The following is a 12,058-nucleotide window of genomic DNA, read 5'->3' on the forward strand; positions in this document are numbered from 1 at the left end:
ATATCAAGGCACGGCTAAAGATTATTTAGTATGAACGATTGCTTAATATTTCATCAAAAACATCTTCTTTCATAGGAGAACTGGTCAGTGCTGTTATGAAAACTATCATCTTGCAAGGAAACAATTCCAAAAGTTAAGATCCGGGCCCATATTTCCGATCGGAAATTCATTCAAGGAGCCACCGGATGCCCGCCATGCACGCACAACCCCGCAACATCATCGTCGTCCCGCGCGATTTCGCCTGGGCGCAGGACTTGACATCGATCGTCGACATCGTCGCGCGCCATTTCAGCGATTTCAACGGCAACGGTTTTTATCCGCATCCGGACGAGGTGCGGCTGCAGCGCGAACTGCGCGCCGTGCCGGCGCTGGGCCGGCTCGGCGCCCTGCTCGGCCGCGTGAAGGCGCGCGGCGTGGCCATCTCCAACCTCGGCCTGGGCGCGCTCGGCGAAGCCCAACGCAACGCCGTGCTGTACGCGATCGCGCTATGCCGCGGCTTCCCGACGTCGACCGACCAGCGCACCCGGCGGGTGGCCTGGGACGTGCGCGCCCGCGCCGGCAGCGAGCGGCAGTCGCGCTTTGCGACCTTCTCCGAGCGCGTCGGCGGCGCCGACATGCATACCGACTCTTCGTTTTATCCGATGCCTGAGGAGCAGTTTCTTTTGTACGTGGTGGCGGCCGCCCGCTGCAACGGCGGCGAATCGCTGCTGATCGACGTCGAGGACGTCCACGCCGAATTGCTGCGCAGCCGCGAGGGCCGCGCCGCCTACGCGCTGCTGAGCAAGACGGCGCTGCCGTTCCGCGTGCCGTCGGTGTACGCGGCCAACGAGGAGCAGCTCGAATACCACATGGCGACGGTGTTCCACCGGCCGGCCGCGCTCGACGGCGCGCTGGCCATGCGCTGGCGCTACGACGCCATCGTCAAAGGCCTGGCCGCGCGGCCCGAGCTCGACAACGGCGCGCTGCGCGCCGCGGTCGAACTGGTCAACGACATCGTCGAGCGGCGCGCGCCGCGCTTCCATCGGCAGTTGCCGGACGATACACTGTTGTGGGCGGACAACCAGCGCACCCTGCACGGCCGCGCCCCGTACAGCGATCCGGAGCGTCATTTGATCCGCATCCGCATTTCCAACACGCCCAACGCGGACCGTATCGGCCCGTCCGGCATTTCGGCAGATTAAGCATGCTCGCAGCCATCCTTCCCGTCTTCCTGATCATTTTGCTGGGCGTGGCGATCCGCCGCTACGCCTGGCTGCCGGAGGCCTTCTTCCCGTCGATTGAAAAGTTCTCGTACAACATCTGCTTCCCGGCGCTGCTGTTCGCCGGCACCGCCCGCCTGAGCTTCCGCTCGGCCGAGGTCGGCGACCTGGCGCTGGCCACCCTGCTGCCGACGGCGCTGATCGTCGTCGCCGCGGTGCTGGCGCTGCTGGCGGCGCGCGCCCTGCCCGACGCGGCGCGCTCGTCGGTGGTGCAGGGCGCGATGCGGCCCAACACCTACTTCGGCATCGCCGTCTCGAGCTTGTTTTTCGCCCCGCCGACGGCCGCGCTGGTGATGCTGTCATTGGCGCTGTGCCTGCCGGTGGTGAACGTCATCGCGGTCGTCGCGCTGTCGTGGTGGAGCGGCGTGCCGACCGATTTCGCCAGGATCGCCAGGGCGCTGGCGGGCAACCCCATCATCCTGTCGACGCTGGCCGGCGTGGCGTTCAGCTTATCGGGCCTGCCGATGCCGGCGCCGTTGATGAACACGCTCGACATCCTCGGCCGCGCGGCCTTGTGCCTGGGGCTGGTCTGCGTCGGCAGCGGGCTGGTGTTTTCGTTGCGGGGGTTGCGTCCGCTGGCGCTCGGGTTCACGTCGCTGCTCAAGCTGATCGCCATGCCGCTGATCGCGGCCAAGGTGTGTTTGATGTTTGCCGTTTCGGCGCCGGTGGCGCTGGCGGCCTGCTTCTACTGCGCGCTGCCGACCGCGCCCAACGCCTACATCATGGCCAGGCAGATGGGCGGCGACACCCGGCTGATGGCGTCGCTGATCACGCTGCAAACGCTGCTGGCGGCGCTGACGGTGCCGCTGAGCCGCCATTTCCTGCAATGGCTGGCATAGGACATTCCCGTCGCAAAACTGTGCGCTGCCGCCCTGCGCATCAAGGTATGATCCAACAGAAACTTGCGGCGTCGATCGGGAGCGCTGGCGCCTGGCGCCGTCGCGGCGGGCCCACACCGGCGCAGGTCACGCGGCGCGGGCCGGAAACCGGGCGGGTTTATGACCAAAAGTTACGTCCAAGGCAGGACCATGGCCTTCGGACGGCTTGCACGGACGGCCCCGTCGGAACGTCCCGTGGCCACCCCGGACCAGGCGCACGACGTGGCACAGAGCAGAAATTCCGCTGCGCGCAACAGCCAGGGTCATTATTTTCCAAGGTTACAAAATATTTTGTCCCGGACAATTCAGGGGCAAAGGCGATAATCAGTTAATTAGTTCTCAATGTCAACTGCATGTCGTGGACAAGGTGTTTAGTACTGCTTGGCCGTACCGAAATCAACTTTGGACGTGGAAACTTTTGGGCCCAAAACGAAGGTAAAATGCAGGTCGCGCCGGATCAGAACCGCTTCCAGCGCAGCGCACCCCGACCCTGTGCCAACACTCGCGACTGTCAAAAACGGCAGCCGCTTAAGATTCTCTAATGACAACTACAGTTTCCTCTAAACCAGTTCCAAGCACGATCAGCGACGTCGAGCGAGACACCGGCGTTGCCAAGGAGACCCTGCGGGTATGGGAGCGTCGCTATGACTTCCCGCAGCCGCTGCGCGACCCCAACGGCGAGCGCGTCTACCCGATCGAACAGGTGCAAAAGCTGCGTCTGGTCAAGCGGCTGATCGACCTCGGCTTCCGCCCCGGCAAGGTGATCCAGTTCAGCGCGGAGGAATTGCAGACGCTGAGCGGCCAGGCCACCGGCGGCCTGGGCGGCCCGTCGCTGCCGCCGCCCGAGCTGCAACGCTATCTCGACTTGTGCAAAACCCATCAAATGGAAGCGCTGCGCCGCCAGTTGTCGCAGGCGCTGTTGATGATGGGGTTGAAGAGCTTCGTCATCGACCTGGTGGCGCCGCTGACCACCCTGGTCGGCGACGCCTGGGCCAGCGGCCAGCTGGCCACGTTCGAAGAACACTTATATACGGAGTCGCTGACGGTGGTGATGCGCAGCGCCATCTTCGCCATGCCGCAGGCCGCCGCCAGCAACCTGGGCGCGCCGCGCATCATGCTGACCACCTTGCCGCAGGAGCGCCACGGCCTGGGCCTGCTGATGGCCGAGGCCATGTGCGTGGCCGAAGGGGCGCATTGCATCTCGCTGGGCGTGCAAACGCCGCTGCTCGACATCGTCGAGGCGGCGCGCGTGCAGCGGGTCGACATCATCGCGCTGTCGTTCTCGGTGGCGATGAATCCGCGCCAGGCGCTCGACGGCCTGGCCGAGCTGCACACCCGCCTCAACGGCAGCGTCGAATTGTGGGCCGGCGGCGGCAACGCCGCGCTCAAACGGCGCCGTCCGCCCTATGTGCGGGTGTTCGCGCTGGCCGACATCAGCGCCGCCATCGCCGAATGGCGCCTGCGCAACGCCAACGTCGCCGCGGGCTGAAAAAGTTGTCATTCCGGTAGCAGCCCACGGCTGCCCGGCCGCGCTCTGGTAAAATAGCCGCATTTTCCCCGTGTCCGGCGCTGCCGGGCATCAGCTTGAAGCGCCCCCAACCACATATCCATGTTTAGTTTCTTCAAGAAAAAACCTGTCGCCCCCGAGGCGCCAGAGGTCCAGATCCCCGCGCCGGCGCCCGCCGCCGCCGTCACCACTGCCACCGCCGACGCGCCCGTTCCCGCGCCGCTGATGCCGATCGAGGAGCCGGCGCAGAAGCAATCGTGGATGACGCGCCTGAAGGCCGGCCTGTCCAAAACCTCGAACAACCTGTCGCTGCTGTTTGTCGGCGCCAAGATCGACGAGGACCTGTACGACGAGCTCGAGGCGGCGCTGCTGATGTCCGATGCCGGCGTCGACGCCACCGGATACCTGCTCGACGCGCTGCGGCAAAAGGTCAAGGACGAGAAGTTGCTCGACGCCGCCGCCGTCAAGGCCGCGCTCAAGCAGCTGATGATCGAACTGCTGACTCCGCTCCAGCGCCCGTTCGAGCTGGGCCGCCATCAACCGATGGTGATGATGATCGCCGGCGTCAACGGCGCCGGCAAGACCACCACCATCGGCAAGCTCGCCAAGCACATGCAGTCGAACGGCCAGTCGGTGCTGCTGGCCGCCGGCGACACCTTCCGCGCCGCCGCCCGCGAGCAATTGATGGTCTGGGGCCAGCGCAACAACATCACCGTCATCTCGCAGGCCTCCGGCGACCCGGCGGCCGTGTCGTTTGACGCCGTGCAGTCCGGCAAGGCGCGCGGGCTGGACGTGGTGATGATCGACACGGCCGGCCGCCTGCCGACCCAGCTGCACCTGATGGAGGAGTTGAAGAAGGTCCAGCGCGTCATCGGCAAGGGCATGGAGGGCGCACCGCACGAAACGCTGCTGGTTATCGACGGCAATACCGGGCAAAATGCGCTGGCGCAGGTCAAAGCCTTCGACGACGCCCTCAAGCTGACCGGCCTGGTGATCACCAAACTGGACGGCACCGCCAAGGGCGGCGTGCTGGCGGCGATCGCCCGCGTGCGTCCGGTGCCCGTGTATTTCATCGGCATCGGCGAAAAAATTGAAGACCTGCAGCCCTTCGTGGCTGCCGAATTTGTCGACGCTTTGCTCCCATAATTGCTCGGATAACACTACCTACATGATCGAATTCCGGAACGTCTCGAAACAATACTCCCCCGACGCGATGGCGCTGCGCGACATCTCGCTGACGGTGGAAAAAGGCGAACTGGTGTTCCTGGCCGGCCCCTCGGGCGCCGGCAAATCCACGCTGTTGAAGATGATCGCCGCCATCGAACGCCCCAGCGCCGGCCACGTCATCGTCAACGGCCAGGACATCGCCCGCATCAAGCCGGCCGCCGTGCCATTTCTGCGCCGCAACCTCGGCCTGATCTTCCAGCAACAACGCCTGCTCAACGACCGCACCATCCTCGCCAACGTCATGTTGCCGCTGCTGGTGACGGGCGCCTCGCACCACCATGCCGAGCAGCGCGCCCGCGCCGCGCTCGACAAGGTTGGCCTGGCCGACCGCGCCAGCGCGCATCCGCTGGCCCTGTCCGGCGGCGAGCAGCAGCGCGTGTCGATCGCGCGCGCCATCGTCAACCGGCCGCAGGTGATCCTGGCCGACGAGCCGACCGCCAACCTCGACCGCGCCAGCGCCAACAAGGTGCTCGACGCGCTCAAGGCCTTCCACTCGGTCGGCGTGACCTGCGTCATCTCCAGCCACGACGAGCAAATGCTCGACGCGGCCGCGCGCGTCATCCACCTCAACCAGGGTCGGCTGGAGGTGGCGGCATGACGCACTGGTTCCGCCAACACCGCTACGCGCTGGCCGCCGCGCTGGGCCATCTGCGCCGCGCGCCCGGCAGTTTCCTGTTCAACATCATCGTCGTGGCGATCGCGCTGGCGCTGCCGTTCACCGGCGTCACCCTGCTCGACAACGTGCGGCCCATGTCCGAGCAGCTGTCGGTCGATCCGGAAATCAGCGTGTTCCTCAAGCAGGACACGCCGCGCGAGCAGGCCGAGGGGCTGGCCGTGCAACTGCGCCAGACCTTGCCGGACAAACAGGCCAAGATCATTTTCACGTCGCGCGAAAAAGCGCTCGACAGCATGAAGGAAAAAAGCGGCCTGGCCGACGTGCTGACCACCCTGGGCGAAAATCCCCTGCCCGACAGCTATGTGCTCAAGCTCGACGCCTTCCGCCTGGCCCAGTCCGGTGGCGACGTCGACCAATTGGCCGAACAGATCCGCGCCCTGCCCGGCGTCGACACGGTGCAGGTCGATTCGGCCTGGGTCAAGCGGCTGGCCGCGCTGCTCAACATCCTGCACCTGGGGCTGCTGTTGCTGGCGGTCACCCTCGGCACCGTGGTGGTGGCCGTCATCTTCAACACCATCCGCCTGCAGGTCATGACGCAGCGCGAGGAAATCCTCGTGTCCAAGCTGATCGGCGCGACCGACAGCTTCATCCACCGCCCCTTCTATTACACGGGCGCCCTGCTGGGCCTGTGCGCCGGCGGACTGGCGCTGGGCGTGGTATCGCTGGCGCTGCGCCCGCTGAACACCGCGATCGCCGAATTCGCCCGCCTGTACGCGTCCGAATTCCAGCTGACGCCGCTGCAGCCGCTGGCGATGGCCGGCCTGCTGGCGCTGTCGGCCGGCTTAGGGCTGATCGCCGCCGTGCTGTCGGTGCAGCGCCACCTGTCCCGCCTGAATTAATTCCCTCCGCCTTTCCGTGCGCTCCCGCACGGAAACGGCCGCCGCACCGGCCTACGATCACACCATCCCACGTTTTCCTTATTAAGTCAGGCCTAAGCTCCATCGTGCATGCTTGATTTATCAAAAGCCATTATTCGTACAAAGCCGATAGTGTTTTTACTATGAGGCCCATAAAAATAAGGTGATTGGCACTCAACCCAGGAGAGTGCTAATATATGAAAACTGCAGAGTTAACAACACTCTGAAGAATTGGCAATAAGGCAATATTTTCCGTCCTGTGGCCCTTCAAGGCACATTGAGACTTAGCAATCTTCGAGCGAAGGAATGAAAATGACTATGATGTCCGCACCTGCCGCGTTGGTCCCCACCAACAAGGGCGCTTTAGGACTCGGGTTCACTGGCAACCTGGGGAACCTGGACGCCTATATTTCCGCCGTCAATCGCCTGCCGATGCTGACGCACGACGATGAAGTCTCGCTGGCCAAGCGCCTCAAGGAAAACAACGACCTGGGCGCCGCGCAGGAGCTGGTGCTGTCGCACCTGCGCCTGGTGGTGTCGATCGCGCGCGGCTATCTGGGCTACGGCCTGCCGCACGCCGACCTGATCCAGGAAGGCAACATCGGCCTGATGAAAGCCGTCAAGCGCTTCGACCCGGACCAGGGCGTGCGCCTGGTGTCGTACGCGATGCACTGGATCAAGGCCGAGATGCACGAGTACATCCTGAAAAACTGGCGTCTGGTCAAAGTGGCGACGACGAAGGCGCAGCGCAAGCTGTTCTTCAACCTGCGCAGCCACAAGACCGGCCTGGACGCGATGACCCCGGCGCAGATCGACAACCTGGCCAAGATCCTCGACGTCAAACGCGAGGAAGTGATCGAGATGGAAACCCGTCTGAGCGGCCGCGACATCGCGCTGGAATCGCCCAACGACGACGAGGACGACAAGTTCGCGCCGATCGCCTACCTGTCGTCCGAGCAGAGCGAGCCGACCCGCGTGCTAGAAGCGGAACAGGTCACGCGCCTGCAATCGGAAGGTTTGGAGCAGGCGCTGGGCAAGCTGGACGCGCGTTCGCGCCGCATCGTCGAAGCGCGCTGGCTGGCCAACGATGACGGCTCCGGCGCCACCTTGCACACGCTGGCCGACGAGTTCGGCGTATCGGCCGAGCGCATCCGCCAGATCGAATCGGCCGCGCTGAAGAAAATGAAAGGCTCGCTGGCCGCCTACGTGTAAAACCACGTGGCAGTCTGAGCAAAAAAATGCCGCCCGGTGTGCAAGCCGCGCGGCATTTTTACTTGGAACGACCATCCACCACGGACCGACCGAGCCAGGGAACCACGTAGGGCGGATTAGGCGGCACGCCGTAATCCGCCAAGCGCCGCCATCGGCCTACGCCGCCAGCCCCTTGACGAGCAACTCCGCCACCAACTGATTCATCTCAACGCCGCGCTCCGTGGCCTGCGCGTTCAAGCGCGCCACCAGCTCGCCATTCAACTTCACCGCGAACGGCACCAACCCGGCCGCCTGGTCGCGCCGGCGCTGCTCGCGCTTGTCGACCACCTCGGCCACTTTGCCGAAGGTCGCCGCCCCCGGCCCGGCCATTTTTCCCATCAGTTTTTTGGCATCGCTCTTCGCCAGGTCGGTCTTTTTCATGTCTTTAATCCTAAAATAATTCAGAGCAGGCATTCTACGCCGCTAGCGGTTCGTGCGCCGCCAAAATGATACTTTTGCTAAGCTAACCGCCACTTTGCAATCAAGAGGTCGCACATGAAGAAGACAATATTGCGGCAGCTGATCGTCCTGCCCCTGCTCACCGCCGTCATGGCCATGCTGTACGCCTGCGGCGCCGCCTCCGGCATCAGCCGCGCCACGGACGGCGCCACCGCCAACAAACCGTTCAGCGCCACCTACGTGCTGCAGCAAGGCGCCAGCGCCGTCATCGCCCCGGCCGCCGCGCCGGGCATCGCCGGCGGCGCCACCGCGCCCACCGTCAAGCTCGAGCGCGTCAACGACAGCCGCTGCCGCGTCGGCGCGGTGTGCGTCTGGGCCGGCTACATCAGCTACAGCTTCACGCTCACCAAACCGGACGGCACCACCAGCAACTTCGTGCTGTCGGACAGCATGCCCGACGGCAAGACCAGCGTGACCCAGGACGGCCTGACCTTCACCCTGGCCGGCGTCGAGCCGCAGGCTGTGCCGGCCAAAAATGAACCGGCGCCGGATTATCGGGTAAGCTTGAGGGTTAGTAATTCTCGCCCCTCCGACCCGACACCGCGCCCCTCATGACACCACACTCCCGTCCCGTCCGCACCGTCCTCGTTTCCTCCATTATTGTCACGCTGGTCCTGCCGTCCGCGGCCTGGGCCAAAACCCCGGTCGCCACCGGCACCGGCGGCGCCGTCGCGACGATCAGCGAGCCGGCCTCGAAAGCCGCGCTGGCCATCCTCAACCAGGGCGGCAACGCCATCGACGCCGCCGTCGCGGCCGCCGCCACCTTGGGCGTGACCGATCCGTTCAGCTGCGGCATCGGCGGCGGCGGCTTCATGGTGATCTACCTGGCCAAGGACAAACGCGTCATCACCATCGACCACCGCGAAACGGCGCCGGCCAGCTTCACGCCGACCGTGTTCCAAGAAAACGGCGCGCCCATGACGTTCGAGACGGTGCGCGACAGCGGCATGTCGGTCGGCGTGCCGGGCACGGTGCGCGGCTGGCACGAAGCGCTGGACCGCTACGGCTCGATGTCGTTCAAGCAGGTGCTGGCGCCGGCCATCGCCGTGGCCAGCAACGGCTTCGTGGTCAACGATAATTTCTCGCACCTGGTGAGCAAGAACAAAAACAAGTTCGGCATGTTCCCCGCCACCGCTGCGCTGTACCTGAAAAACGGCGACGCGGTGGCCGCCGGCAGCACCTTGCGCAATCCCGACCTGGCCAAGGCCTATCGCGAGCTGTCGGCCGGCGGCGTCAAGGCCTTCTACTCGGGCAAAATGGCGCGCGCGGTGGTCGACGCGGTCAACCACCCCGCCACCGCGCCGGGCGTGCGGGTGCGCGGCGGCGACATGTCCCTGGCCGATCTGGCCAACTACGAAGCGCGGCTGCGTCAACCGGTGCACAGCACCTATCGCGGCTACGACATCTACGGCATGCCGCTGCCCGGTTCGGGCGGCATCGCCATCGCCGAAGCGCTCAACATCCTCGAAGGCTACGACCTCAAGGCGATGCCGCGCGCGCAGGCCGAGCACCTGTACCTGGAAGCCAGCCGCCTGGCCTTCGCCGACCGCAACGCCTATCTGGCCGACCCGGAATACGTCGACGCGCCGGTCGCCGGCTTGCTGAGCAAGGACTACGCGGCGCAGCGCCGCCAGCGGATCGACGTGGCGCAGGCGCGCAGGCCGGCGGCGGCGGGCGATCCGTACGCCTTCCAGGCCGACCAGAGCGTGCCGCTGCGGCCCGCCAGCGCCGCCACCAGGATGCTGATCGAGGGCGCGCATACGACCCATCTGACGGTGTCGGACAAAGACGGCAATATCGTCGCCTACACGTACACGATCGAGGACTGGGGCGGCAGCGGCATCGTGGTGCCGGGCTACGGCTTCCTGCTGAATAACGAGATGACCGATTTCGACTTCTCCGGTCCGCGTCCGAACGTGCCGGAGGCGGGCAAGCGGCCGCGCAGCAGCATGTCGCCGACGTTGGCGTTCAGGGACGGCAAGCCGGCGTTCTCGATCGGCAGTCCGGGCGGCGCGACCATCATCACCACCGTGCTGCAAACGATCGTCAACCATGTCGACCTCGGCATGACGATGCCCGACGCGCTGAACGCGCCGCGCATGTCCGAGCGCAACGGCGACGCCACCGATGTCGAGCCCGGCTTCGCGGGTGGCGCGCAGGCGGCGGCGCTGGAAAAGAACGGCCAACGCTGGGGCGACGCGCCGGAGGAGATCGGCGCCGCCAACGCGCTGGTGTTCAATCCGGACGGCACGGTCACCGCCGTCAGCGAAGCGCGCCGCCACGGCGCCGGCAGCGCGCTGGTGCAGAAAAGCGCGCATTAACACGGAACCACGCAACGCGTAAGCCTCCAACTAAGCCGCGATTAAGTTTTTAACCACAAGATGACGTCACCCCCACCCCACACAAACCGGAGACGTGATGAACAAATGGCTGCGCGCAAATAAAGGCTTTCTGATGTTCCTGATGCTGTTCGGGATCTTCCGCACCGCCGTCGCGGACTGGAACCCGATCCCGTCGGCCTCGATGCACCCCAACCTGCTCGAGGGCGACGTCGTCTTCGTCAACCGCCTCGCCTACAACGTCAAGGTGCCGCTGACCGACATCGTGCTCGGCGCCACCGGCGAACCGCGGCGCGGCGACATCGTCACCTTCTCCTCGCCCAAGGACGGCACGCGGCTGATCAAGCGCGTCATCGCCCTGCCCGGCGACCGCGTCGAGATGCGCAACGAGCGGCTGGTCATCAACGGCCAGCCGGCCGACTACGCGCCGATCGGCCAGGCCACCGAAACCATCTCCGGCATCGGCGCCATCGACGCCGTGCGGCTGGGCGAATCGCTGGGCCGCGACAGCCGCGACCACGCGATCCAGCTGCTGCCGCAAGTGACGGCGCGCCGCGATTTCGCCCCCGTCACCGTGCCGGCCGGCCAGTACATGATGTTGGGCGACAACCGCGACAACAGCGAGGACTCGCGCTACATCGGCCTGGTGCCGCGCGCGCTGCTGATCGGCCGCGCCGAGCGCGTGCTGGCCTCGGCCGACATCAAGGGCAACTGGCTGCCGCGCACCGAACGCTTCGGCATGAGCCTGTACCAAGCGCCTTAGGCCGTCGACACCGGCGGGCTATCTGCGGCGTCGCCGCCGATGTTATGATGGATATCAATTCCTCAACATCGGCGGCCCGGCGTGGCCGTAAAAAACCATGATCGACTTCCAGGGCCTGTCCAAGACCTACGGCGGCTTCGACGCCGTCAAACCGCTGTCGATGACGGTCCGCCGTGGCGAGGTATTCGGCTTCCTCGGCCCCAACGGCGCCGGCAAGACCACCACCATCCGCATGATGATGGGCATCCTGGTGCCGAGCGAGGGCAAGGTGCTCATCGACGGCCTCGATTGCCAGGCCGAGGCCACCGAAGTCAAACGGCGCGTCGGCTACCTGCCCGACACGCCGATCTTCTACGACTACCTGCGCGGACGCGAGATCCTGCAATTCGTCGGCGAGATGCACGGCTACTCGCGCGCCGAGGCGGCCGAACGGGGCGCGCGCCTGATCGACGAATTCGGCCTGCGGGAAGCCGGCGAGGACTACGCCGTCAACTACTCGCTGGGCATGAAGAAGCGCCTCGGCCTGGCCTGCGCGCTGATCCACGAGCCGGCGGTGCTGATCCTCGACGAACCGATCAACGGCCTCGATCCGCGTGCGTCGCGCGAAGTGCAGGAGCGCCTGCTGGCGGCGGCCGCGCAAGGCGTCACCATCTTCGTCTCCACCCACCTGCTGGACATGGCCGAGAAGCTGTGCGACCGGGTCGGCATCATCCATCGCGGCGAGCTGGCCGCCACCGGCACGCTTGACGAGATCCGCGCCAAGGCCGCCACCAGCGGCTCGCTCGAAGACGTGTTCCTGAAGATCACCGACGAAGCCGGCGCCGAGATTCCGCAATGATGCC

The 12,058-nt window shown here is 65.5% G+C and carries 12 protein-coding genes; 11 read left to right on the forward strand and 1 reads right to left on the reverse strand.

What is annotated here, in order from left to right:
- Nucleotides 1-194 precede the first annotated feature (194 nt).
- The 7 genes from JOD97_RS25635 (at nucleotide 195) to rpoH (ending at nucleotide 7,616) form a co-directional block, all read left to right on the forward strand.
- On the forward strand, nucleotides 195-1,181 hold the full coding sequence (locus tag JOD97_RS25635; RefSeq protein WP_209724864.1) for a TauD/TfdA family dioxygenase: 987 nt from the start codon (nucleotides 195-197) through the stop codon (nucleotides 1,179-1,181).
- Nucleotides 1,182-1,183: 2 nt separating this feature from the next.
- Nucleotides 1,184-2,098, forward strand: coding sequence for an AEC family transporter (locus JOD97_RS25640; RefSeq protein WP_209724866.1), 915 nt, complete (start codon nucleotides 1,184-1,186; stop codon nucleotides 2,096-2,098).
- A gap of 580 nt (nucleotides 2,099-2,678) precedes the next feature.
- On the forward strand, nucleotides 2,679-3,626 hold the full coding sequence (locus tag JOD97_RS25645; protein WP_209724868.1) for a MerR family transcriptional regulator: 948 nt from the start codon (nucleotides 2,679-2,681) through the stop codon (nucleotides 3,624-3,626).
- Between the two features lie 120 nt (nucleotides 3,627-3,746).
- Complete coding sequence (ftsY, locus tag JOD97_RS25650; protein WP_209724869.1) at nucleotides 3,747-4,790, forward strand: signal recognition particle-docking protein FtsY; 1,044 nt, start codon at nucleotides 3,747-3,749, stop codon at nucleotides 4,788-4,790.
- Nucleotides 4,791-4,812: 22 nt separating this feature from the next.
- The gene (gene ftsE, locus JOD97_RS25655) at nucleotides 4,813-5,469 is read left to right on the forward strand and encodes a cell division ATP-binding protein FtsE (RefSeq protein ID WP_209724871.1); all 657 of its coding nucleotides are present in this window, start codon (nucleotides 4,813-4,815) and stop codon (nucleotides 5,467-5,469) included.
- The gene (ftsX, locus tag JOD97_RS25660; RefSeq protein ID WP_209724873.1) at nucleotides 5,466-6,386 is read left to right on the forward strand and encodes a permease-like cell division protein FtsX; all 921 of its coding nucleotides are present in this window, start codon (nucleotides 5,466-5,468) and stop codon (nucleotides 6,384-6,386) included. Before ftsE ends, ftsX begins: the two co-directional genes overlap by 4 nt.
- 336 nt (nucleotides 6,387-6,722) lie before the next feature.
- Nucleotides 6,723-7,616 carry an RNA polymerase sigma factor RpoH gene (rpoH, locus tag JOD97_RS25665; protein ID WP_209725370.1) on the forward strand — a complete coding sequence of 298 codons (894 nt, stop codon included), beginning with the start codon at nucleotides 6,723-6,725 and terminating at the stop codon, nucleotides 7,614-7,616.
- Nucleotides 7,617-7,772: 156 nt separating this feature from the next.
- Here rpoH and JOD97_RS25670 read toward each other — a convergent pair whose 3' ends face one another.
- Nucleotides 7,773-8,036, reverse strand: a complete 264-nt coding sequence (locus tag JOD97_RS25670) for a hypothetical protein (RefSeq protein WP_209724875.1) — start codon at nucleotides 8,034-8,036, stop codon at nucleotides 7,773-7,775.
- Nucleotides 8,037-8,150: 114 nt separating this feature from the next.
- On the opposite strand from JOD97_RS25670, the gene JOD97_RS25675 reads away from it, so the two are divergent.
- From JOD97_RS25675 to JOD97_RS25690, 4 genes are all read left to right on the forward strand, one after another.
- A complete protein-coding gene (locus JOD97_RS25675; protein WP_209724878.1) occupies nucleotides 8,151-8,669 on the forward strand; it encodes a hypothetical protein in 519 nt (172 codons plus the stop codon).
- Nucleotides 8,666-10,435: a gamma-glutamyltransferase gene (ggt, locus tag JOD97_RS25680; protein ID WP_209724880.1), complete on the forward strand. Its 1,770-nt coding sequence runs from the start codon at nucleotides 8,666-8,668 to the stop codon at nucleotides 10,433-10,435. The genes JOD97_RS25675 and ggt overlap by 4 nt, the downstream gene beginning before the upstream one ends.
- A 97-nt stretch (nucleotides 10,436-10,532) precedes the next feature.
- Nucleotides 10,533-11,216, forward strand: a complete 684-nt coding sequence (gene lepB, locus JOD97_RS25685) for a signal peptidase I (RefSeq protein WP_209724881.1) — start codon at nucleotides 10,533-10,535, stop codon at nucleotides 11,214-11,216.
- Nucleotides 11,217-11,313: 97 nt separating this feature from the next.
- On the forward strand, nucleotides 11,314-12,054 hold the full coding sequence (locus tag JOD97_RS25690; RefSeq protein ID WP_209724883.1) for an ABC transporter ATP-binding protein: 741 nt from the start codon (nucleotides 11,314-11,316) through the stop codon (nucleotides 12,052-12,054).
- The last annotated feature ends 4 nt before the right edge of the window (nucleotides 12,055-12,058 follow it).

This window comes from Duganella sp. 1411, from assembly GCF_017833525.1.
Lineage (GTDB): Bacteria > Pseudomonadota > Gammaproteobacteria > Burkholderiales > Burkholderiaceae_D > Rugamonas.

What these genes read in the sequence shown, in the direction of transcription:
- JOD97_RS25635 (WP_209724864.1), top strand. Translation starts at nt 195, where the DNA reads ATGCACGCACAACCCCGCAACATCATCGTCGTCCCGCGCGATTTCGCC.
- JOD97_RS25640 (WP_209724866.1), top strand. Translation starts at nt 1,184, where the DNA reads ATGCTCGCAGCCATCCTTCCCGTCTTCCTGATCATTTTGCTGGGCGTG.
- JOD97_RS25645 (WP_209724868.1), top strand. Translation starts at nt 2,679, where the DNA reads ATGACAACTACAGTTTCCTCTAAACCAGTTCCAAGCACGATCAGCGAC.
- ftsY (WP_209724869.1), top strand. Translation starts at nt 3,747, where the DNA reads ATGTTTAGTTTCTTCAAGAAAAAACCTGTCGCCCCCGAGGCGCCAGAG.
- ftsE (WP_209724871.1), top strand. Translation starts at nt 4,813, where the DNA reads ATGATCGAATTCCGGAACGTCTCGAAACAATACTCCCCCGACGCGATG.
- ftsX (WP_209724873.1), top strand. Translation starts at nt 5,466, where the DNA reads ATGACGCACTGGTTCCGCCAACACCGCTACGCGCTGGCCGCCGCGCTG.
- rpoH (WP_209725370.1), top strand. Translation starts at nt 6,723, where the DNA reads ATGATGTCCGCACCTGCCGCGTTGGTCCCCACCAACAAGGGCGCTTTA.
- JOD97_RS25670 (WP_209724875.1), bottom strand. Translation starts at nt 8,036, where the DNA reads ATGAAAAAGACCGACCTGGCGAAGAGCGATGCCAAAAAACTGATGGGA.
- JOD97_RS25675 (WP_209724878.1), top strand. Translation starts at nt 8,151, where the DNA reads ATGAAGAAGACAATATTGCGGCAGCTGATCGTCCTGCCCCTGCTCACC.
- ggt (WP_209724880.1), top strand. Translation starts at nt 8,666, where the DNA reads ATGACACCACACTCCCGTCCCGTCCGCACCGTCCTCGTTTCCTCCATT.
- lepB (WP_209724881.1), top strand. Translation starts at nt 10,533, where the DNA reads ATGAACAAATGGCTGCGCGCAAATAAAGGCTTTCTGATGTTCCTGATG.
- JOD97_RS25690 (WP_209724883.1), top strand. Translation starts at nt 11,314, where the DNA reads ATGATCGACTTCCAGGGCCTGTCCAAGACCTACGGCGGCTTCGACGCC.